General features: G+C 59.1%; 20 protein-coding genes and 1 tRNA gene. 6 read left to right on the plus strand and 15 right to left on the minus strand.

All coding sequences use genetic code 11. The features are described 5' to 3' along the window. Positions 1-36 precede the first annotated feature (36 nt). The 6 genes from AB4P91_RS10425 to AB4P91_RS10450 form a co-directional block, all read right to left on the minus strand. Positions 37-639, minus strand: a complete 603-nt coding sequence (locus AB4P91_RS10425) for a 50S ribosomal protein L25/general stress protein Ctc (protein WP_150592617.1) — start codon at positions 637-639, stop codon at positions 37-39. A gap of 141 nt (positions 640-780) precedes the next feature. Next, complete coding sequence (locus AB4P91_RS10430) at positions 781-1,722, minus strand: ribose-phosphate pyrophosphokinase (RefSeq protein ID WP_003171603.1); 942 nt, start codon at positions 1,720-1,722, stop codon at positions 781-783. A 45-nt stretch (positions 1,723-1,767) separates the two neighbouring features. Then, positions 1,768-1,842 (minus strand) — tRNA-Gln (locus tag AB4P91_RS10435). A 36-nt stretch (positions 1,843-1,878) separates the two neighbouring features. Further along, a complete protein-coding gene (gene ispE / locus AB4P91_RS10440) occupies positions 1,879-2,730 on the minus strand; it encodes a 4-(cytidine 5'-diphospho)-2-C-methyl-D-erythritol kinase (RefSeq protein ID WP_150592618.1) in 852 nt (283 codons plus the stop codon). 3 nt (positions 2,731-2,733) lie between these two features. Continuing rightward, positions 2,734-3,351 carry a lipoprotein insertase outer membrane protein LolB gene (lolB, locus tag AB4P91_RS10445; protein WP_150592619.1) on the minus strand — a complete coding sequence of 206 codons (618 nt, stop codon included), beginning with the start codon at positions 3,349-3,351 and terminating at the stop codon, positions 2,734-2,736. 3 nt (positions 3,352-3,354) lie between these two features. Next, positions 3,355-5,079, minus strand: a complete 1,725-nt coding sequence (locus AB4P91_RS10450) for a tetratricopeptide repeat protein (RefSeq protein WP_395604747.1) — start codon at positions 5,077-5,079, stop codon at positions 3,355-3,357. Between the two features lie 182 nt (positions 5,080-5,261). Between AB4P91_RS10450 and hemA the strand changes: the two genes are divergently transcribed. The 6 genes from hemA (at position 5,262) to AB4P91_RS10480 (ending at position 10,621) form a co-directional block, all read left to right on the plus strand. Then, positions 5,262-6,548, plus strand: a complete 1,287-nt coding sequence (gene hemA / locus AB4P91_RS10455; protein ID WP_042561053.1) for a glutamyl-tRNA reductase — start codon at positions 5,262-5,264, stop codon at positions 6,546-6,548. Continuing rightward, complete coding sequence (prfA, locus tag AB4P91_RS10460) at positions 6,545-7,627, plus strand: peptide chain release factor 1 (RefSeq protein ID WP_150592621.1); 1,083 nt, start codon at positions 6,545-6,547, stop codon at positions 7,625-7,627. Before hemA ends, prfA begins: the two co-directional genes overlap by 4 nt. Next, positions 7,628-8,458, plus strand: coding sequence for a peptide chain release factor N(5)-glutamine methyltransferase (prmC, locus tag AB4P91_RS10465; protein WP_150592622.1), 831 nt, complete (start codon positions 7,628-7,630; stop codon positions 8,456-8,458). It begins immediately after the preceding gene. After that, entirely contained in the window at positions 8,452-9,207 is a 756-nt protein-coding gene (locus AB4P91_RS10470; RefSeq protein WP_042561050.1) for a molybdopterin-synthase adenylyltransferase MoeB, read from the plus strand. Before prmC ends, AB4P91_RS10470 begins: the two co-directional genes overlap by 7 nt. Further along, a complete protein-coding gene (gene murI, locus AB4P91_RS10475) occupies positions 9,200-9,991 on the plus strand; it encodes a glutamate racemase (RefSeq protein ID WP_395604748.1) in 792 nt (263 codons plus the stop codon). Before AB4P91_RS10470 ends, murI begins: the two co-directional genes overlap by 8 nt. 111 nt (positions 9,992-10,102) lie before the next feature. Beyond that, positions 10,103-10,621, plus strand: a complete 519-nt coding sequence (locus AB4P91_RS10480) for an acyloxyacyl hydrolase (RefSeq protein ID WP_042561048.1) — start codon at positions 10,103-10,105, stop codon at positions 10,619-10,621. A gap of 126 nt (positions 10,622-10,747) precedes the next feature. On the opposite strand, the gene AB4P91_RS10485 is transcribed toward AB4P91_RS10480, so the two are convergent. The 9 genes from AB4P91_RS10485 to phrB all read right to left on the minus strand — a co-directional run bounded on the left by AB4P91_RS10485 (position 10,748) and on the right by phrB (position 20,716). Further along, entirely contained in the window at positions 10,748-13,495 is a 2,748-nt protein-coding gene (locus AB4P91_RS10485) for a hypothetical protein (RefSeq protein ID WP_395604749.1), read from the minus strand. Positions 13,496-13,925: 430 nt separating this feature from the next. Continuing rightward, positions 13,926-14,231 (minus strand): YkgJ family cysteine cluster protein, encoded by a 306-nt coding sequence (locus AB4P91_RS10490; RefSeq protein WP_150592626.1) that lies wholly within the window; start codon positions 14,229-14,231, stop codon positions 13,926-13,928. A gap of 53 nt (positions 14,232-14,284) precedes the next feature. Continuing rightward, positions 14,285-14,776 carry a DUF2878 domain-containing protein gene (locus AB4P91_RS10495; protein ID WP_150592627.1) on the minus strand — a complete coding sequence of 164 codons (492 nt, stop codon included), beginning with the start codon at positions 14,774-14,776 and terminating at the stop codon, positions 14,285-14,287. After that, positions 14,769-16,034: a cyclopropane-fatty-acyl-phospholipid synthase family protein gene (locus AB4P91_RS10500; RefSeq protein ID WP_150592628.1), complete on the minus strand. Its 1,266-nt coding sequence runs from the start codon at positions 16,032-16,034 to the stop codon at positions 14,769-14,771. Before AB4P91_RS10500 ends, AB4P91_RS10495 begins: the two co-directional genes overlap by 8 nt. Beyond that, positions 16,021-16,836: a DUF1365 domain-containing protein gene (locus AB4P91_RS10505; RefSeq protein WP_395604750.1), complete on the minus strand. Its 816-nt coding sequence runs from the start codon at positions 16,834-16,836 to the stop codon at positions 16,021-16,023. The genes AB4P91_RS10500 and AB4P91_RS10505 overlap by 14 nt, the downstream gene beginning before the upstream one ends. Continuing rightward, positions 16,833-18,080, minus strand: a complete 1,248-nt coding sequence (locus AB4P91_RS10510; protein WP_395604751.1) for an NAD(P)/FAD-dependent oxidoreductase — start codon at positions 18,078-18,080, stop codon at positions 16,833-16,835. The genes AB4P91_RS10505 and AB4P91_RS10510 overlap by 4 nt, the downstream gene beginning before the upstream one ends. Next, positions 18,077-18,859 (minus strand): SDR family oxidoreductase, encoded by a 783-nt coding sequence (locus tag AB4P91_RS10515; RefSeq protein WP_150592631.1) that lies wholly within the window; start codon positions 18,857-18,859, stop codon positions 18,077-18,079. The genes AB4P91_RS10510 and AB4P91_RS10515 overlap by 4 nt, the downstream gene beginning before the upstream one ends. Next, complete coding sequence (locus tag AB4P91_RS10520) at positions 18,856-19,278, minus strand: nuclear transport factor 2 family protein (RefSeq protein ID WP_150592632.1); 423 nt, start codon at positions 19,276-19,278, stop codon at positions 18,856-18,858. The genes AB4P91_RS10515 and AB4P91_RS10520 overlap by 4 nt, the downstream gene beginning before the upstream one ends. Continuing rightward, positions 19,271-20,716 (minus strand): deoxyribodipyrimidine photo-lyase, encoded by a 1,446-nt coding sequence (gene phrB, locus AB4P91_RS10525; protein ID WP_395604752.1) that lies wholly within the window; start codon positions 20,714-20,716, stop codon positions 19,271-19,273. Before phrB ends, AB4P91_RS10520 begins: the two co-directional genes overlap by 8 nt. Between the last annotated feature and the right edge of the window lie 14 nt (positions 20,717-20,730).

The raw sequence follows: 20,730 nt of genomic DNA on the forward strand, positions 1-20,730 counted from the left end.
CGATGTTACTTGATCACTCCGGCGTCACAGAGTGAATTACTCTGCTGCGCCTTCTTCGGTAGCTTCTGGAGCAACACGTGGAGCGTGGACGTTGGCAACAGCCTTGTCATCGCCGTGTGCCAGAGCAACGAACTCAACACCTTTAGGAGCTTTGAGGTCCGACAGGTGAATGATGGTGCCGATTTCTGCTTTCGACAGGTCGACTTCGATGAACTCAGGCAGGTCTTTCGGCAGGCAGGTCACTTCGATTTCCGAAGTAACGTGCGAGACTTCGCCGCCTTTCTTCACTGGAGCTTCTTCGCCAACAAAGTGTACAGGCACGATAGCGGTCAGTTTCTGACCTGCTACAACGCGTACGAAGTCAGCGTGCAGAACGTGGCCTTTCGACGGGTGACGTTGCAGCGCTTTGATGATGACGTTCTGCTTGGTGCCACCAACGTTCAGCTCGATGATGTGGCTGTAAGCCGCTTCGTTTTCGAGCAGTTTGGCAACTTCTTTGGCCAGCATGCTGATGGATTCAGGGGCTTTTTCGCCACCGTAAACAACAGCTGGAACCAGAGCGGCGAGACGACGCAGGCGGCGGCTCGCACCTTTCCCCAGGTCGGAACGCACTTCAGCATTCAGAGTAAAATCGTTCATTTTGTATCTCCAAAATAGCCATGACCGAGCGGCGTTTGCGACCAGCGCCTAACACGGTATGGGCAAAAAAGCCCCGCCCCGACAGGAATGCCGGGGCGGGGCGCTTTTCGTCAACGAGACATTTCGAGAAGGGCAGGGCCCTTAGCGGAACATCGCGCTGATCGATTCTTCATTGCTGATGCGGCGAACCGCTTCGGCAACTACCGGTGCAATATCCAGTTGACGGATACGTGCACAGGCTTGTGCTGCAGCGGACAGCGGGATGGTGTTAGTCACCACCAGCTCGTCCAGCACGGAATTTTCGATATTCTCGATGGCCCGACCCGACAGCACAGGGTGTGTGCAGTAGGCAAAGACCTTGGCTGCGCCATGCTCTTTCAGGGCCTTGGCCGCGTGGCACAGAGTGCCGGCGGTATCGACCATGTCATCGACCAGAATACAGGTACGCCCTTCGACATCACCGATGATATGCATCACTTCAGAGTGATTGGCTTTCTCACGGCGTTTGTCGATGATCCCGAGATCAACACCCAGCGACTTGGCAACAGCACGTGCACGCACGACGCCACCAATGTCAGGGGAAACAATCATCAGGTTTTCGAAGCGCTGATCTTCAATGTCATCCACCAGAACCGGGGAGCCGTAGATGTTATCTACCGGAATATCGAAGAAACCCTGAATCTGGTCAGCATGCAGATCAACCGTGAGAACACGGTCGATGCCGACTACGGTAAGCATGTCAGCAACGACTTTCGCGCTGATAGCCACACGTGCGGAACGCGGACGGCGATCCTGACGGGCATAACCAAAATAAGGAATAACAGCAGTGATACGAGTAGCCGAGGAGCGGCGGAAGGCGTCAGCCATCACTACCAGTTCCATCAGGTTATCGTTGGTCGGAGCGCAAGTCGGCTGAATAATGAAAACGTCTTTACCGCGAACGTTTTCATTGATCTCGGCAGTAATTTCGCCGTCGGAGAATTTGCCGACAGAGATGTCACCGAGAGGGATATGCAGCTGACGTACAACACGCCGAGCCAGATCGGGGTTAGCGTTCCCCGTAAAGACCATCATCTTGGACACGCGCAGTACCTAGAGGCTGAGGGTAACCTGGATGAGTATGGAAAATGGCAGGGGCGGCTGGATTCGAACCAACGCATGGCAGGATCAAAACCTGCTGCCTTACCGCTTGGCGACGCCCCTGTATCTGTTGCATCAAGTGCCGAGCACCTGGTTCCTTTAGAGCAGACTTTGCAGCTTGCGATGCAACATCGAAATGTTGCTTCCTTTCGCTACAAACCCTGTAAGGGTCTCTGTCAGAAGGGCCGAGACTTTATCAGCTTCAGCTTTGCTTGGGAAGCCCCCAAACACACAACTTCCAGTTCCGGTGAGCTTTGCTTCGGTAAATTTACCTAACAAATCCAATGCGTTACGTACTTCTGGATAACGCCTTGCAACCACCGGCAAGCAGTCATTTCGACTGTTTCCCTCGGGAACGGGGCGCACTTTAATGGGCGGCGTGTTACGTGTCAACAAAGGATCGGAAAAAATTTCTGCCGTACTTACAGAGACTTGCGGCACGAGTACCAGATACCACGGTTCTTCAGGGTCGACGGGGGTGAGTTTCTCGCCCACGCCCTCGGCAAACGCCGCGTGTCCACGGACGAATACCGGAACATCGGCGCCTAGCGACAAACCCAGTGCCGCCAGCCGATCTTCATCCCAGCCCAGTTGCCACAGATGATTGAGACCCAGCAAAGTCGTCGCGGCATTGGAGCTGCCGCCACCAATGCCGCCGCCCATGGGCAGAACCTTGTCGATCCAGATGTCGATGCCCAGCGCACAGCCGGACTGTTGCTGAAGCATTTTCGCCGCACGCACGATCAGATTGCTGTCATGCGGCACGCCGGCAAATTCGGTATGCAGTTGAATAACACCGTCATCGCGCACGGCAAAAGTGATTTCATCGCCGTAATCGACAAACTGAAACAAGGTCTGCAACTCGTGATAACCGTCTTCACGGCGACCCAGAATGTGCAACATCAGATTGAGTTTGGCCGGCGAGGGCAGGGTCAGGCGTGCAGCGGTCATGCGTTATTGCCCCAACTTGCGCGGTTGCCAGGTCTTGATCACCAGCGTCACATCGAGGTCGGTGCCGTGCAGCTTGATGCGCTCGGGCAACCAGTAACCGTTTTGTTCGGTGTAAGCGGTGTATTCGACTTTCCAGCCATCCTGTTCAAGGTTGGCCAGGCGGCTGTCGGCATCCAGATTCAGTCGGCTTTTGCTGTTCGGCGCAGGCAGGCCACGGACCCACCAGGCCAGATTCGACACCGGCAATTTCCAGCCCAGCTGCTCTTCGAGCAAGGTTTCCGGCGATTGCGATTCGTAACGGCCCTGATTGGCGACTTCCAGCGAAACCTTGCCCGGACGCCCGGTCAGGCGTGCCGCGCCACGACCCAGCGGGCCGGACAGGCGAATGTCGTAATAGTCCTGACGCTGCAGCCAGAACAAGGTGCCGCTACCGGAATCTTTAGGTGCCCGGATGCCGATCTTGCCGTCGATCTGCCAGCCGTCGAGGCCGGTGAGCTGTTGTTTGTTCGCCGCCCACTGGGCCGGGCTGCCGTGGCCCTCGACCGATTCACGAGCACCGAAACCCGCGCAACCGGCGAGCAGGGCGATGAAGCTGAAAACAATAACGTGGCGCAAAAACATGAGTTAAAGAGTCTCGGATCCGGTCAGGCGCTTGATGGTGCTGCGCAGAATGGTGCTGTCGGGCTGATCCTTGAGGAATTTGCCCCAAATTTGTTTGGCTTCACGCTGGTTGCCCTTGACCCACAATACTTCGCCCAGGTGTGCGGCGACTTCGTGGTCAGGGAAACGCTCGAGCGCCTGACGCAGATATTTCTCGGCGTCGTCCAGATTGCCCAGGCGGAAATTCACCCAGCCGAGGCTGTCGAGTACCGCCGGGTCTTCCGGATTGATCTGGTGTGCCTGCTCGATCAGCGTCTTGGCTTCAGCGTAGCGGGTCGTGCGATCAGACAGGGTGTAACCCAAAGCGTTCAGCGCCATGGCGTTGTCCGGGTCCCGCTTGATGATCAGGCGCAGGTCCTTTTCCATCTGCGCCAGGTCGTTGCGTTTTTCCGCGAGCATGGCGCGGGTGTACAGCAGATTCAGATCGTCGGGGTATTGCAGCAAGGCTTGTTGCAATACCTTCCAGGCCTTGTCGTCCTGTTTGTTGGCAGACAGGGTTTCCGACTCGATCAGATACAGCTGAATCGCGTAATCCGGTTGTTCATCGCGTTCGGCCGCCAGTTTGCTTTGGGCTTCGGCGGTCTTGCCGTTGTTCATCAGGATATCGGCCTGACGCAGTTGTGCCGGCAGATAGTCGTTGCCCGAGCCTACCTGGGCGTACTCGATCAATGCGCCCTGCGGGTCGTTGCGTTCTTCGGCGATGCGCCCCAGGTTCAGGTGCGCCGAATCGACATGGCTTTCCCGAGCGATCAGGTCTTCCAGATAGCCTTTGGCCTCATCCCAGGCCTTGGCTTCCAGGCATACCAGCGCCAGCGAATAACGCAGTTCGTCATCCTCCGGGTACTGCTGAACGAGACTGGAGAATTCGGCCTTGGCGTCGTCCATCCGGTCCTGCTCTACCAGCATCCGCGCATAAGTCAGGCGCAGACGTTTGTCGTCCGGATATTTCTTGATGCTTTTTTGCAGCAGTGGCAGGGCTTCGTCGCCACGGTTCAACAGCTGGAGCAGACGGGCGCGCAGCAGAATCGGGGCGATTTCGCCGTCCTCTGGCGTATTGTCTTCGAGCAGTGCCAGCGCCGCTTTGTTGTCGCCGTCCTGTTGCAGGAGCAGGGCCTTGCCGAAAATCAGCTGACTGTTGTTCGGGTGACGCTGCAACAAGCGGTCAAAACTTTTCATCAGACCGTTGCGGGTTTCCTGATCGGTATCAGCCGCCGACAGCGCGAGGAAGTCGAAATGGGTGTCGCCCTTGCCTTGCAGGACTTTCTCCATATAGACCATCGAGTCGTCGTAACGCCCGGCACGCGCCAGTTGCACGGCAGCGGCGCGTTGTGCATCGAGATCGTCCGGCGCGTTTTTCGCCCAGATCAATGCGGTATCCAGCGCAGGCTGATCCGCACCGAGGTATTCGGCGATGCGGAACGCGCGCTCGGAGACGCCCGGATCCTGGGTGTTGATGGCCTGAGTCACATAGTTGTCCAGGGCAATGTCGAAACGATTGCGCTGGCCGGCGAGCTCGGCGCTCAGCAGGCTGAACACGGTTTCTTCACTGAACGAGCTGTAAACCTTGGGTTTTTCAGGCGCAGGGGTGGTGTCTTCAACCGGCGGCGTACCGTCCGGCGACACGGGGGCCAAGGCCTGGCAGCCGCTGAGGAAGACAAAAGCGAGGAGCAACGCGGAGGATCTATTCATATAGGAAGAGGACGACTAACCTGCGGTCGGATCATCATGACACAAGCCTTCGGCCAAACATAACCGAGTCTCAATTGTGCCCATTATAGGGGCCGACAATTGGGACAATAGTCAGCGGTAGTTGTTCTGAATCTGACGAAGGTGGACAATTGCCGGCTTCACGTCACTATCAGCGACCTTGAATGGCCTTCCTTGCACTCGGTATCAACCACAAGACTGCTTCAGTAGACGTCCGCGAGCGCGTGGCTTTTACCCCTGAGCAGCTGGTTGAGGCGTTGCAGCAGCTCTGCCGACTTACCGACAGCCGCGAAGCTGCGATCCTCTCCACCTGCAATCGCAGTGAGCTTTATATAGAACAGGATCAGCTGTCAGCGGATATCGTGCTGCGCTGGCTGGCCGACTATCACCATTTAAGCCTCGAAGAGCTGCGCGCGAGTGCTTATGTGCATGAAGATGATGCGGCAGTTCGTCACATGATGCGCGTCGCCTCCGGGCTCGACTCGCTGGTGCTGGGCGAACCGCAGATTCTTGGCCAGATGAAATCGGCCTACGCCGTGGCCCGCGAGGCTGGCACCATCGGTCCGCTGCTCGGGCGTCTGTTCCAGGCAACCTTCAATGCCGCCAAACAGGTGCGTACCGACACCGCCATCGGTGAAAACCCGGTGTCCGTGGCGTTTGCGGCGGTCAGTCTGGCGAAACAGATTTTCAGTGACCTGCAACGCAGTCAGGCTTTGCTGATCGGCGCCGGCGAGACCATCACCCTGGTCGCCCGCCATTTGCATGAGCTGGGGGTCAAGCGCATCGTTGTCGCCAACCGTACGCTGGAGCGCGCCAGCCTTCTGGCTGAGCAGTTCGGCGCCCACGCGGTGTTGCTGTCGGATATTCCGGCGGAACTGGTGCGCAGCGATATCGTCATCAGTTCGACCGCGAGTCAATTGCCGATCCTCGGTAAAGGCGCGGTCGAGAGCGCATTGAAGCTGCGCAAGCACAAGCCGATCTTCATGGTCGACATTGCCGTTCCCCGGGATATCGAGCCGGAAGTCGGCGAGCTCGACGACGTTTACCTCTATAGCGTCGACGATCTCCACGAAGTGGTCGCCGAAAACCTCAAGAGTCGTCAGGGCGCAGCACAAGCGGCCGAAGAAATGGTTTCGGTCGGCGCCAGCGATTTCATGGTGCGCCTGCGCGAACTGGCAGCGGTTGATGTGCTCAAGGCCTATCGTCAACAGAGCGAACGCCTGCGCGACGAGGAGCTGCAAAAAGCCCTGCGTCTGCTGGCCAACGGCGGCAATGCCGAAGATGTGCTGGGGCAACTGGCCCGCGGCCTGACCAATAAACTGTTGCATGCGCCCAGCGTGCAACTGAAAAAGCTTTCTGCCGAAGGCCGCCTCGATGCGCTGGCCATGGCTCAGGAACTCTTTGCCCTAGAGGGCTCACCGGATAGCTTTTCGGATAAAAAACCGCAATGAAAGCGTCACTGCTCAATAAGCTGGACATCCTCCAGGACCGTTTCGAGGAACTGACCGCGCTGCTCGGCGATGCCGAAGTCATTTCCGATCAGACTAAATTCCGCGCCTATTCCAAGGAATACGCCGAACTTGAGCCGGTCGTACACGCCTATAAAAAACTGCTCAGCGTACAAGGCGATCTTGAAGGCGCGCAGGCGCTGCTCAAGGACAGCGACCCGGACATGCGTGAAATGGCTGTGGAAGAAGTCCGCGAAGCCAAAGAATCGCTGATTACGCTGGAAGGCGATCTGCAACGCATGTTGCTGCCCAAGGATCCCAACGACGGGCGTAACGTGTTCCTCGAAATTCGCGCCGGCACCGGTGGCGACGAGGCGGCGATCTTCTCCGGCGATTTGTTCCGCATGTACTCGCGCTACGCCGAACGACGTGGCTGGCGTGTGGAGATCCTGTCGGAAAACGAAGGCGAACACGGTGGCTATAAAGAAGTCATTGCGCGCATTGAAGGCGACAACGTTTACGGCAAGCTGAAATTCGAATCCGGCGCGCACCGCGTACAGCGTGTGCCCGCCACCGAATCCCAGGGCCGTATCCACACCTCGGCCTGCACCGTGGCGGTGTTGCCCGAGCCGGACGAGCGTGAAGCCATCGAGATCAACCCGGCGGATTTGCGCGTCGACACGTTCCGCTCCTCCGGGGCCGGTGGCCAGCACGTCAACACGACCGACTCGGCGATCCGCATCACGCACTTGCCGACCGGCACCGTTGTCGAGTGTCAGGAGGAACGTTCGCAGCACAAGAACCGTGCGCGGGCGATGGCCTGGTTGTCGGCCAAACTCAACGATCAGCAAACCGCTGCCGCGGCCAATGCCATCGCCAGCGAGCGCAAATTGCTCGTCGGTTCCGGTGACCGTTCCGAGCGGATTCGCACCTACAACTTTGCTCAGGGCCGGGTGACCGACCATCGCGTCAACCTGACTTTGTATTCGCTCGATGAAATTCTCGCCGGTGGCGTGGAGGCGGTCATCGAGCCGCTGCTGGCCGAATACCAGGCCGACCAACTCGCGGCGATAGGTGAATAAATGACCATCATTGCCAGCCTGTTGCGCGCCGCCGACCTGCCGGATTCACCGACCGCACGTCTGGACGCCGAATTGCTTCTGGCCGCGGCGCTGGGCAAATCGCGCAGCTTTCTCCACACCTGGCCCGAGCGCATCGTGCCGACTGACGCCGCGCTGAAGTTTGCCGAGTACCTGCAACGCCGCCGCGGGGGCGAGCCGGTGGCTTACATCCTCGGCCAGCAGGGTTTCTGGAAACTGGATCTGGAAGTCGCACCGCACACGCTGATCCCGCGCCCTGACACCGAGTTGTTGGTGGAGGCGGCGCTGGAATTGCTACCCGCGACACCGGCCAAAGTCCTCGACCTCGGCACTGGCAGTGGCGCGATTGCCTTGGCCCTGGCCAGCGAGCGTCCCGCGTGGCAGGTCACAGCTGTGGATCGCGTGCTCGAAGCCGTGGCGCTGGCCGAGCGTAATCGCCAACGCCTGCATTTGAACAATGCCAAGGTGCTGAGCAGTCATTGGTTCAGTGCGCTTGAAGGTCAGCGTTTTCAGCTGATCATCAGCAACCCGCCGTACATTGCCGCGACCGATCCGCATCTGATCGAAGGCGATGTGCGCTTCGAACCCGCCAGTGCCTTGGTGGCCGGTGAGGACGGGCTCGACGATCTGCGTCTGATCGTCGCCCAAGCCCCCGCGCATCTGGAGGCCGGTGGCTGGCTGATGCTCGAACACGGCTATGATCAAGCCGAAGCCGTGCGCGATCTGCTGCTCGGTCGCGGTTTCGAAGACGTCCACAGCCGTACCGATCTGGGCGGCCATCAACGCATCAGCCTGGGGCGCCTGCCGTGCTGAACGATCAGGAATTGCTGCGCTACAGCCGGCAGATTCTGCTGCAACACATCGACATCGACGGCCAGTTGAAGCTCAAGGACAGTCGCGTCCTGATCGTCGGCTTGGGTGGTCTCGGCGCACCGGTTGCGTTGTATCTGGCGGCGGCGGGTGTCGGTGAACTGCATCTGGCGGACTTCGACACGGTCGATCTCACCAACCTGCAGCGCCAGATCATCCACGACACCGACAGCGTCGGCATGAGCAAAGTCGACTCGGCGCTCAAGCGTCTGGGCGCGATCAATCCAGAGATTCAACTGATTGCCCATCGTCAGGCGCTGGACGAGGATTCCCTCGCGGCGGCGGTGGCGGCAGTCGATCTGGTGCTCGACTGTTCGGATAATTTTTCCACACGCGAAGCTGTCAACGCCGCGTGCGTGGCGGCGCGCAAACCGTTGGTCAGCGGCGCGGCGATTCGCCTCGAAGGGCAACTGTCGGTGTTCGACCCGCGTCGCGCCGAGAGCCCGTGCTACCACTGTTTATACGGGCACGGCAGCGAAGCCGAACTGACCTGCAGCGAAGCCGGCGTGGTCGGGCCGCTGGTGGGATTGGTCGGCAGTCTTCAGGCGCTTGAGGCATTGAAGGTGCTGGTCGGGTTTGGTGAACCGCTGGTGGGCCGCTTGCTGTTGATCGATGCGCTGGGTTCGCGCTTTCGTGAATTGCGCGTCAAACGTGATCCGGGTTGCAGCGTCTGTGGATCGCAGCATGCGTGAGGCGCCGATCGGCGTGTTCGATTCCGGTGTCGGCGGTTTGTCGGTACTGGCTGAAATTCAGCGCTTGTTACCCAAAGAGTCGCTCCTGTACTTCGCCGATTGCGGGCACATTCCGTATGGCGAGAAAACCCCGGAATTCATCCGTCAGCGTTGCAATGTCATGGCCGGTTTTTTCCGCGAGCAGGGCGCCAAGGCGTTGGTGGTTGCCTGCAATACCGCGACCGTGGCGGCTGTTGCCGATCTGCGCCACGACTTTCCCGACTGGCCGATTGTCGGCATGGAGCCTGCGGTCAAACCGGCCGCCGCCGCTACCCGCAGCGGCGTGGTCGGTGTGCTTGCCACTACGGGCACTTTGCAGAGTGCCAAGTTCGCAGCCTTGCTCGACCGCTTCGCCACCGATGTGCGCGTGATCACTCAACCGTGCCCCGGTCTGGTTGAGTTGATTGAAAGCGGCGATCTGCACAGTGCCGAGTTGCGCACGTTGCTGCAGGGGTATGTCGATCCGCTGCTGGCCAGCGGTTGCGACACGATTATTCTCGGCTGCACGCACTATCCCTTCCTCAAGCCGATGCTCGCGTCGATGATCCCTGAGACCATCAGCCTGATTGATACCGGTGCCGCTGTAGCGCGACAACTCCAGCGCCTTTTGGCCGAACGCGATCTGCTCGCCGCAGGGCCTGACCGACCAGTCAGATTCTGGACCAGTGGTGACGCGAAGCATTTCAGCCAAACCCTGCCGCTGTTGGGGCAAACCGCCTTCGATGTGCAAAAATTCAGTTTGTAAAAAAAATGTGAAATAACCGAAAATCAGCTGAACTTCTGATCAAGCGCTAGCTTCTATAGCGGTGAGTTATTCAGAAAACCAAACGATCGTTCCGGAAAAGGAAGTTTCAAAGTGAAGCGACTATTCTGCTTGGCCGCGATTGCGGCCGCACTGATGGGGCAAAGTATTACCGCACAAGCTGCCGGCGTTGAATTCGCCGTTGGCGCTACCAGCGATTCGACCATGACGTATCGCCTGGGCATGAATTTCGACTGGGACAAGAGCTGGCTGCAGAGCGACGTCGGTCGCCTGACCGGTTACTGGAGCGGTGCTTACACCTATTGGGAGGGTGACAAGACCTCCAGCAACAACAGCCTGTCGTTCTCGCCAGTGTTTGTTTACGAATTCGCCGGTGAGTCGGTGAAGCCGTACATCGAGGCGGGGATTGGTGTTGCAGCGTTCTCCAACACCAAATATGAGTCGAACAATATCGGCGGTTCGTTCCAGTTCGAAGACCGTATCGGTGCTGGCGTGCGCTTCAATGGCGGGCATGAGATCGGGATTCGTGCCACGCACTATTCCAACGCCGGCCTGTCCAGCGACAACGATGGTGTAGAAAGCTACGCGCTGCATTACACGATGCCGCTGTAAGCACATCGTCTGCGCTGGGCCGGGCTTGCCCACGAAAGCGGTGTGTCAATCGAGATGCATATCGACTGACACACCGCTTTTGCTAATGAGCCTGGGCACTGTCAGGTTTCAGTTCATCAGCGCCGACTAATCAAACCCTGGGCGCTTGTATAGATGATGCGCAGGCTGGTTTTGTCGCGTCGGATCAAACTTCTTAATGACCTCTTCCAGCCTGTCGAGCATTTTTCCGGGGCAGGGCTCACTCCTCATAATCGCTCTCAGTTGGCTTTTCTCATCAGGTTCAGCCCTGCTGAAGCCCTCAAGCATGGCCCAGACGCGGCGCTGCAACTGCTGACGCTCGATCCGGAACTCCGGCGTCATACTCAGTCGGCGAATTACCGGGTTTGTGTCTGCTCCCAAAGCGCTCCAAAGCTCCAGTTTTTCGCGTCTATCTGCTTCTGGCACATTGTGTAACCAGAGATTCGCCGAGGTGTCGGGATCCATCTTTCCCAGCCAGATGTCGCTGCCGGTCTGGTGACGCGCTGCAATGAATCGCCGTTGGGACGCTGCATCCAGGAGCGGATTACCCGCCAGGTTAAATCCCTTTCTGAGCTCAAGAGACTCGGGAATTGATGAGATGAAGTTGTCGGCAAGATTCAGTGATGTCTGGGGAATCTCGGAGGTGACGCCTTGCGGAAAGCTGTCGATATGCGTCTCGCGAAGATCGACTTCGCGCAATGCAGTCATTCCCCTGAACGACGGCGCAACGAACAGCGGATTTGCGCTGAGGTTCAATATCTCCAGACGCAGGGGCCCATTCTCCGTGCCAAGCCCTTCGGGCAGCTGGGTTATGCCGGTATTTGCCAGATCCAACTCCCGCAGGGCGGTTCTTCCTCTGAGTGACGGTGCGTCATCGAGCCGATTTCTGGCCAGATTCAATATTTCCAGACGCATCGGCCCGTCCTGTGTCCTCAGTGAATCAGGCAAGCGGGTTAACCCCATACCTGCCAGATTCAACTCCCGCAAACCGGTCATGCCTCTGAGTGACAGCTCACCTGTCAGCCGAGTGTTTTCGAGTCTCAATATTTCAAGCCGCTCCCGCCAGACATTCGCGTCCAATCCGACAAGGCGTGCGTCTTGAGCATTAAATGACAGGTCCAGCTCGCGCAAAAACAGCAGAGTGGTAAGGTCAGGCAGGCTTTCCAAATATGGGTTTGTGCTCAGATCAAGCACTTCCAGGCGTGATGGACCCGGCCTATCGGTAAGTCCCGCAGGTGGAAACTGCATGTTACTGCCTCGAACTCTCAATACCCGCAATTCGGTCAGGCCGCGCACTGAAATACTAAAATGGACCTGACAATCGATCAGAGTCAGCTCGCGCAGGCGGGGCAATTCAGAGAAGTTCGTCCCTTCAGGTGTCGGCGGAAAAAGCGTGCATTGATGAATCTCCAGCAGTTTCAGCTCAGTGAACCTGTTCATTGCCGCAAACAGTTCTTTGCCGGTGCCCGCCAGGTTCCGGACTTCCAGTGCTTCAACATGAGAAAACCTCGAAAACAGTGCATCCAGTTTCTGCACGGCCGTTCCCTTCAGACTCAGAGAAACAATGGAGTCGACTCGAGTGGAAAGAATCGGCGGTTGTAGATTGGCACGGTTGCCCAGGTCCAGTTCCAGTTTGAAACCCACCAATTGACCATCGCGATAGACCCTCTCCGAAGCGTCGCCTTGCCACTTGTACAGTCGATGCAACGTGTCACAAATCGCCAGTCGCCTGATGCGCTCTTCGCTATCACCGCCTTTATAAGCAGCTTCCCAGGCGCTGAGTTCACGGATCAGCTCAGGCAGCCCAAGCCGCAGCCGTTCGAGCTCCATCTCTGCGGCGTCCGCGGCACCGAATCGAGCGATGAAGTCATCGGCGTGTTGATCAGTCGCCTCGGGAAAATAGCGTTTGACCTGCGCGCGTGTGGTGCCGACAACGGCCGGAGCGTGCCTGCCTGAGGGGCCTGGGGTGGTGTCGAGCCAGGGTCGGTGCAAATTGCCCGGGTTGCCCGGCCCGGGCTCATGGCGCCGCATGCCTCCCCTCAACCCCACGAAGATAGAAATCCAGGCGTTGTCCTCGTTGCGAGTAATGGCCAGGCTCTCGCCGCTTCGACTGGCGCGGTAGAGGTTGGCACTATCGCTGGCAACGGGATCAGTGGGTTTAACAATGCGCCACACCTTGTTCGAGGGTGTGGACGCATCAAGATCCTGCAGCGCCTGATACGCGTGATTGAAGATTACTGCGTAGCGCTTGCCGTCGTGGCGATACAGACCGTCGCTATCCGCTTCGGCCGAGCTGAAATCCAGCTCGGTGCGAAACGCCTGCAGACGGGTTTCAGTCAGTGGTGCGGTGTCTGGCGCAGCGTCATTGCGCGCATGCCAGAGGCCGGTATCGGGATTGCGCTGTAGCTCCGGGCCGGACGGCTGCAATTCGTTTGCGCGTCGGGCACGGTACAGGCCAGTTTTGGCGTCGAGTGCGACAAGAACAATGCCGCCGTCGGACAAATCCACATACTGACGTTTGTTGTACACCCTGAAGCCATCACTGTCGGCATGCGGCAGTTTTATCTGCGTATCGATCAGGTAGTGCTCTAACAACGGCTGCGTGGAGGGACGGGTTTGATAGGCCATTGAAGTCTGCTGCACCGTAACGACCGCCGCTGGCAGAATCGCATCAAGATCGATCTCATTCACGGCGCTGGGCCGCGTTGCCGAATCCACTTTGAGCGTCCAGGGATCGAAGCCGTTTTGATTCACCCCGTCAGGATGCGTTGAGTCCCCTTCTGATTGCCGGTTGGGGCTGACGTGAACATCGGCCTCTACGTGGGTTTTGCCACCGCGAGGTGGTTTTGCTGCCATAGGTCTTCATCCTTGAAAAATTGCCCTCGGCGCTTGCGAGGCTCGGTCATTCGGCATCCTGCCGATTGACGTGTTGGGACAGCGATTCTGCTATCGATCGTTTCGCACCAGACGGGCAAGCAATCGACCAGCCTGCTCAAACTGATACCGAGATAAAGCCGTCGAATATCGGCGTATTTTGCGGTGTCTCTTGACGCGATCAGCACCCTCGATCGAGGACGTGAACGATATCGACTGGAGATACTGAATGAGATCAGAAAGGTAGACAGGGGCGGCAGGAAATGACGGCAACACGCGTAGGAACTGATGGGCCTGCAGGGCAGCAGGTTTTTGCCTGGTCCATTTGCAAAAGGATCTCCAGCGCCAGCCGTCCTCGACCGGAAACAGGTGGCTGAGCGATGGCGGTTCATCGCTCAGGCTCGTTGAAAGATCAGCGATATACCGTGGCAATGCCCCGGCGTTCGTCGATGCACTCTGGCGCGCCCATCTCGAATTCGCGACAGATCAACGGACGCTTCTCATAGATCGTGCACATCATCGTGTCGCGATCCAGCGCCGCACACCAGCCGTCGTCCAGACGCAGCATGACTTCGCCGCCCCATTCATCGGTATCGATAAAACGATCAGGCACGCCGGTGTCGGTGATCAGCATCACTTCGAGCTGGCAGCAGCAGGCTGCGCAGGTCGAACAGGTGACCGCCGGTTCAGCGATTTGTTGGTGGGGAATGGTCTTCATGGGCGGCAGTGTAAGGCAGTGGATGCTGCGTGTGTGAACGCGCTGACAGACGCTCAATGAGCCAGGCGTCGAGCCATCAGATGCAGCAGCGGGAACAGCAACGCCCAGAGCAGGCCGATGCCGATCAGACTGGGGACCTCGCCGTAGGGAAATTGCACGCCGGCCAGGCGCCCGCCCCCGTAATACGATAGCGCACCACCGACGGCCCCCAGCACGCTGGCGAGCCACCATGGGCGCGCAGTCCATTGCAGACAGTGGCGCAGCGTGGTCGCCAGCAATGCCCAGAGCAGCATCAGCCACAACGGAATCAGCGGTGACGCATCCTCAAACGCGAACACACCGAGGCTGCGCAAACCGCTGTCCACTGCCGTACCGACAATCACCACGCTGAGGATCAAACGTCCCTCCGCCGCCCAATTGCTGATCCAGCGCAGATGAATCACCAGCACCGCCAGCGCCAGCAACAGCCACAAACTGTTGCCGCCGAGCACACAGGCCAGCCAGCCGATCTGGAACAGCACGGCATTGGCGATCGACTTAAGCATCGAAGCGTCCGAGCAGCGGCGCGGGCATGGCGGCCGGTTTGGCCAACAACAATTGCGCGGTGCCGATGGTGCGCTCCAGGAAGCCACCCTCGCAGTAGCACAGGTAAAACTCCCACAGCCTGAGGAAGTAATCGTCGTAGCCCAGTTCGCTCAAGCGGCCGTGGGCGCGGCGAAAATTCTCGTGCCACAGGCGCAGGGTTTTGGCGTAGTGCAAACCGAAATCCTCCATGTGCAGCAGGTTCATGTCGGTGTCGCGGCCAACGATTTCGAGCATCTTCTGCACGCAGGGCAGGGCGCCGCCGGGGAAGATGTAGCGCTGGATGAAGTCCACGCCGCGCTTGGCTTGCTCATAACGCTGCTCGCGGATGGTGATCGCCTGTAGCAGCATCAGGCCATTGCTCTTGAGCAACTGCGCGCATTGTTTGAAGTAGGTCGGCAGGAAGCGGTGGCCGACCGCTTCGATCATCTCGATCGACACCAGTTTGTCGTACTCGCCGGTGAGGTCGCGGTAATCCTTGAGCAACAACGTCACTTGATCCTGCAGGCCCAGTTGTTCGATGCGTTTTGCGGTAAACGCGTACTGCTCTTTCGACAACGTGGTGGTGGTCACGCGACAGCCGTAATTTTGCGCCGCGTAAAGCGCCATGCTGCCCCAGCCAGTGCCGATTTCCAGCAGGTGATCGCTGGGTTTGAGCGCGAGTTTCTGGCAGATGCGCTCCAGTTTGTTCAGTTGCGCCTGTTCCAGGTCGTCTTCGGGGGTCAGGAACTGCGCTGCCGAATACATCATGGTCGGGTCGAGAAACTGTTCGAACAGATCGTTGCCGAGGTCGTAGTGCGCGGCGATGTTTTTCTGGGAGCCTTTGCGCGTGTTGCGGTTGAGCCAGTGCAAGCCTTGCACCAGTGGCCGGCCGACACGAGCCAGCCCTCCTTCCATCGCATCGAGCACATCGAGGTTGCTGACGAACACTCGCACCACGGCGGTCAAGTCCGGCGAGCTCCAATACCCGTGGATAAACGCTTCGCCTGCGCCGATCGAGCCGTTGCTGGCGACCATGCCCCAGGCGGCGGCGTCGAGTATATGGATCTCGCCCACCAAGGCACTGCCGGGTGCGCCGAACAGCATCCGCTCGCCATCCTCGACCACCACGAGCTGCCCATGTTTGAGCCGGGCCATTTGCCGCAACACCCCACGACGCAGCAGCGAACCGGTCAAGCCATTGGTGCTGAGCCGACTGACCGACAAACTAGAGGATTTCATGGTGGTGTTCCTTGGGAGGCACGGTAGCGGTTTGAAAGCTGCCATCGGCAGCCTGATGAGCAAAGATCGGCGCGCGTTTGAACAGCAGGCGTACGGCTTGCCAATAAATCGCCAGCGCGGTTTTCGCGGTCATCCACGGAAAGCGACGCAAGTAGCGGTGCAGGCTGTGACGATCAAGCGTTTCGCGCTGCAGATTGAGCGTGGCGTCGAACAGTTTGTGTTCGCGCTGCCAGTCGGCCATGTGTACGCCGAGGGTTTGCGCAGCGGGGCTGAAGCTCATGCGGTATTCGAGATCGCGCGGCAGAAACGGCGAAACATGAAAGGCCTTGGCCACCGCGAAATGCTGATGAGCGCTCTGTAGATTGATTGGCGCGCGCGCTGGCAACACATAGTGATAGCGCTCGCGCCACGGTGTGTTAGTGATTTCGCAGACAATCGCCGCCAGTTGCCCGTCGGCTTCATGGCAATAAAAGAAACTCACCGGATTGAACGCCAGCCCCCAACTGCGCGGTTGCGTAAGCAGGCATACGGGCCCTTGCGGTTCATGGCCGATGGCGATGCCGACCTGCTGGCGCACGGCGTCGATCAAGCGCATGCCGGTGCCGGTGAAGGCTTTGAGGTAGTCGGTCTCGCGAAATGAAAACGGCGCAAAGCGACTGCGGCTGGCCAACGCCGACAGACCGAACAACGCGTCCTGTTCGGTCAGGTCGAGGTACAGCAAACCGATCCGGTAACGAAATTCGTGTCGGCGCGGGGAGAAGCGCCGATGGCCGATCCAGCCGCTGTAGAGGGCGCTGTTCATAGGGTTTCGCCGAACGCGGCCGCCACGCGCAATGCGCTGACCACACCGTCTTCATGAAAACCGTTGGCCCAATAAGCGCCGCAGTAGTGCGTGTGCCGGACGCCATCCAGTTCGGCCCAGCGGTTCTGCGCCGCCACTGCGCCGAGGCTGAACTGAGGATGGGCATAAGTGAAGCGGGCCAGCACTTTGTCGGGGTTGATACCGGCGCTCTGGTTGAGGCTGACGCAGAACGTGGTGTCGCTTTCGATGCCCTGGAGAATGTTCATGTCGTAAGTGACGGCCGCGTGAGTGTGACCGGCGCCGCTCAGGCGATAGTTCCAGCTGGCCCATGCCAGTTTGCGCGTGGGCAACAGTTGTGTGTCGGTGTGCAACACCACTTCGTTGTCGGCGTAGGGCAGGGCACCGAGGATCGCGCGTTCGGCCTCGCTCGGGCTGGCCAGCATTTGCAGGGCCTGATCGCTGTGACAGGCGAACACCACTTTGTCGAAGTGCTCGATCCCCGCCGGGCTGTGGATAACCACGCCGTGTTCGTCACGATCCACTCGCTTCACCGGACAATTGAGGCGAATCCTGTCCTTGAACGCGGCGGTCAGTGGCGCGATGTAAGCGCTGGAACCGCCCTCGACAACCTGCCATTGCGGCCGATCACTGACTGACAACAAGCCATGGTTCTTGAAGAAGCGCACAAAGAATTGCAGCGGGAAATTGAGCATCTCGGCCATCGGCATTGACCAGATCGCCGCACCCATCGGCACGATGTAATGCAGGATGAAACGCTCGCCGTAGCCGCCGGCCTTGAGGTAATCGTCCAGGGTCATGTCGGCGTCGATGCGCAGCTCGTTGAGGTCGCGCTGGGCTTGTTTGTTGAACCGCAGAATGTCGCGCAGCATGCCCCAGAACCCCGGCGACAGCAGATTGCGCCGCTGGGCAAACAGGCTGTTGAGGTTGTTGCCGTTGTATTCCAGGCCGCTGTCCGGATCGCTGACCGAGAAGCTCATTTCGGTCGGTTTGAAGCTCACGCCGAGCTGGCCGAGCAAGCGGATGAAATTCGGGTAGGTCCAGTCATTGAACACGATGAAACCAGTGTCCACGTCGTATTGGCGACCCTCGACGCTGACCTGCACCGTGTGCGTGTGGCCACCGACCCAGTCGCCGGCCTCGAACACCGTGACGTCATGTCGGCGATTGAGCAGGTGGGCGCAGGTGAGTCCTGCGATGCCGCTGCCGATAATGGCGATTTTCATACTGGATCCCGCTGCGGTGGCGGTTTGCGCACCATGCGTTTACCGATTGCCAGTTGCAGACCCGTTGGCAGTTTCGACAAAGGCCACAGCGCGGCCATGAACAGCGCCGGGAAGGCGATCTCCAGTGGTCGATCCTTGAGCTTGGCGAAGATATGCCGCGCAGCTTTATCCACGGGCCAACTGAGCGGCATCGGGAAATCGTTTCTGGCGGTCAGCGGTGTTTCGACAAAACCGGGGCTGATGACTGTGACGTTGATGCCCTCATCGGCCAGGTCGATGCGCAACGACTCGAACAGATAACGCAGCCCGGCCTTCGATGCGCCGTAAGCTTCAGCCCGTGGCAACGGCAGGTAAGTGACCGAACTCGCCATCCCCACCAGATGCGGCGCGGTGCCTTTTCGCAGCAGCGGCAGGGCGGCTTCGATGCAGTAGGCGCTGGCGAGCAGGTTGGTGCGCACCACGTGCTCGACGATGGAAGAATCGAATTGCCGCGCATCGACGTACTCACAGGTGCCGGCATTGAGGATCACCGTATCCAGCGAGCCCCAGTCCTCAGCGATCTGCTCACCGATTTCACGCACGGTCTGGCTATTGGTCAGATCGCCCGGCACCACCAGTACTTGTCCCGGATAGCGTTGCGACAACACTTTGAGCGCGGCGACCTGGCGCGAGCTGACGGCCAGGTGCGCGCCGGTGGCGAGGATGCTTTCTGCCAATGCTGCGCCAATGCCACTGCTGGCACCCGTCAACCAATAACGCCGTGGAGGTGTACGACTCATCCCATTCTCCTTTTCAGCCAGGTGATCACCCGGCCCAATATTGGCAAGTGCTCATACAGCAGCGCCCCGGCATCGAAATAATCCCGGTGACGGTAAACCTTGTCGCGCCACAGCAAGTGCGAGCAGCCGCCGACGCGGATCTCCCGACCACTGGCCAGACGCGGGTGGCGATAACTCATGACCCAGCGCAGGTAGCCTTCACCCTCGCCAATCTGGTCGTAGCCGTGAAAATCGAAGCGCAGCTCGCTGACATTGGCGTACAGCTCACCGAAGTAATCGCGCAACTGCGCCAGCCCCTGAACTTCATGCAACGGGTCGGTGAAGTGAATGTCCTCGCTGTAGAGCTCGCCCAGACGTTGCAGGTTGTCTTTGTTCAGCGCTGAAAATTGCCGGGCGAAGTTGCGCAGGAATTCACTCATGATCGACCCCGGCTGGTTGGCGGGAGGGCAGGTTCTTGAACGCAGTCAGCGCCCGCTCCCGCGATGCACTGAGGTTGACGATCGGCTTCGGATAATCCACTACGCCGAACAGGCCGCCGGCACTGGCCGGGTTATGCACCTGTTTTTTGTCGAGGTCGGCAAGTTCCGGCAGCCAGTGCTTGATGAACAGGCCCTCGCTGTCGAATTTCTCCGATTGGCTCAACGGGTTGAAAATGCGGAAGTACGGCGCCGAATCGGTACCGGTCGACGAGCTCCATTGCCAGCCGCCGTTGTTCGCCGCCAGATCACCATCGATCAAATGACGCATGAAAAACCGCTCGCCTTCGCGCCAGTCGATCAGCAGGTTTTTGGTCAGGAACATCGCCACGACCATGCGCAGGCGATTGTGCATCCAGCCGGTTTCGAGCAATTGGCGCATGGCCGCATCGATGATCGGCAGTCCGGTACGCGCCTCCTGCCACGCCGCGAGTTCGTCCGGGGCGTCGCGCCAGGCCAGCGCTTCGGTTTCCGGACGGAAGGCGCGGTGGCGCGAGACCCGTGGGTAGCCGACCAGAATGTGTTTATAGAACTCGCGCCACAACAGCTCATTGATCCAGGTAATAGCGCCCACCTTGCCGCTTTCGAATTCGCCCTGATTGCTTTGCAGGGCGGCGTGCAGGCATTGGCGTGGCGAAATCACGCCAGCGGCCAGGTACGCTGACAGCTGACTGGTGCCGGGCTTGGCCGGGAAGTCGCGTTCGCTTTTGTAGTAATCGATTTGGGCGTCAGCGAAGGTATCGAGGCGACGTCGGGCTTCTTTCTCACCGGCAGGCCACAGATCGCGCAGGGTTTCGCTGGGCGTGGCGAAGCCGGTGACGGAGGCAGGCACCGGATCGCTGTCGATGTCCAGCGGCGACTGTTTGCCGGGCGCGGCCACCAGCGCCGGCATCGAGCGATGCAGGCGTTCGTAGCAGACCTTGCGAAACTGGCTGAACACCTGAAAGTAAGTTCCGGTCTTGGTCAGTACGGTGCCAGGCTTGAACAGCAATTGATCGAGATAACTGTGAAATTCGATGCCCTCGCCCTGCAATGCCTCGGCCACGGCCGCATCGCGTCGGCTTTCGTTCAAGCCATACTCTTCGTTGACGTGCACGACCTTGATATTCAGTTGGCGACAGAGTTTGCACAGTTCTGCCGGCGCCTGGTCCCAATGCGCCGCCGTACGGATCAACAAAGGAATATTCAGTTGGCCGAGGCTTTTGCTCAATTCGTGCAGATTGCGCAGCCAGAAGTCGACCTTGCAGGGCGCGTCGTCATGTTCTTGCCATTGCTGCGGGCTCAGCAGATACACGGCAACAGTCGGACCGCGCGCTGCGGCAGCCGCGAGCGCGGTGTTGTCATGTTGGCGCAAGTCGCTGCGCAGCCAGATCAATTGCATATCGGTCGTCGTCG

This window comes from Pseudomonas sp. B21128 (assembly GCF_044218865.1).
GTDB classification, from domain to species: domain Bacteria; phylum Pseudomonadota; class Gammaproteobacteria; order Pseudomonadales; family Pseudomonadaceae; genus Aquipseudomonas; species Aquipseudomonas iridis.

Excerpts from the sequence above, each read along its gene's own strand:
- AB4P91_RS10485 (WP_395604749.1), bottom strand. The coding sequence starts at position 13,495 with ATGGCAGCAAAACCACCTCGCGGTGGCAAAACCCACGTAGAGGCCGAT.
- AB4P91_RS10495 (WP_150592627.1), bottom strand. The coding sequence starts at position 14,776 with ATGCTTAAGTCGATCGCCAATGCCGTGCTGTTCCAGATCGGCTGGCTG.
- AB4P91_RS10510 (WP_395604751.1), bottom strand. The coding sequence starts at position 18,080 with ATGAAAATCGCCATTATCGGCAGCGGCATCGCAGGACTCACCTGCGCC.
- lolB (WP_150592619.1), bottom strand. The coding sequence starts at position 3,351 with ATGTTTTTGCGCCACGTTATTGTTTTCAGCTTCATCGCCCTGCTCGCC.
- AB4P91_RS10425 (WP_150592617.1), bottom strand. The coding sequence starts at position 639 with ATGAACGATTTTACTCTGAATGCTGAAGTGCGTTCCGACCTGGGGAAA.
- phrB (WP_395604752.1), bottom strand. The coding sequence starts at position 20,716 with ATGCAATTGATCTGGCTGCGCAGCGACTTGCGCCAACATGACAACACC.
- AB4P91_RS10505 (WP_395604750.1), bottom strand. The coding sequence starts at position 16,836 with ATGAACAGCGCCCTCTACAGCGGCTGGATCGGCCATCGGCGCTTCTCC.
- AB4P91_RS10520 (WP_150592632.1), bottom strand. The coding sequence starts at position 19,278 with ATGAGTGAATTCCTGCGCAACTTCGCCCGGCAATTTTCAGCGCTGAAC.
- prfA (WP_150592621.1), top strand. The coding sequence starts at position 6,545 with ATGAAAGCGTCACTGCTCAATAAGCTGGACATCCTCCAGGACCGTTTC.
- AB4P91_RS10490 (WP_150592626.1), bottom strand. The coding sequence starts at position 14,231 with ATGAAGACCATTCCCCACCAACAAATCGCTGAACCGGCGGTCACCTGT.
- prmC (WP_150592622.1), top strand. The coding sequence starts at position 7,628 with ATGACCATCATTGCCAGCCTGTTGCGCGCCGCCGACCTGCCGGATTCA.
- AB4P91_RS10515 (WP_150592631.1), bottom strand. The coding sequence starts at position 18,859 with ATGAGTCGTACACCTCCACGGCGTTATTGGTTGACGGGTGCCAGCAGT.
- AB4P91_RS10500 (WP_150592628.1), bottom strand. The coding sequence starts at position 16,034 with ATGAAATCCTCTAGTTTGTCGGTCAGTCGGCTCAGCACCAATGGCTTG.
- AB4P91_RS10450 (WP_395604747.1), bottom strand. The coding sequence starts at position 5,079 with ATGAATAGATCCTCCGCGTTGCTCCTCGCTTTTGTCTTCCTCAGCGGC.
- ispE (WP_150592618.1), bottom strand. The coding sequence starts at position 2,730 with ATGACCGCTGCACGCCTGACCCTGCCCTCGCCGGCCAAACTCAATCTG.
- murI (WP_395604748.1), top strand. The coding sequence starts at position 9,200 with ATGCGTGAGGCGCCGATCGGCGTGTTCGATTCCGGTGTCGGCGGTTTG.
- hemA (WP_042561053.1), top strand. The coding sequence starts at position 5,262 with ATGGCCTTCCTTGCACTCGGTATCAACCACAAGACTGCTTCAGTAGAC.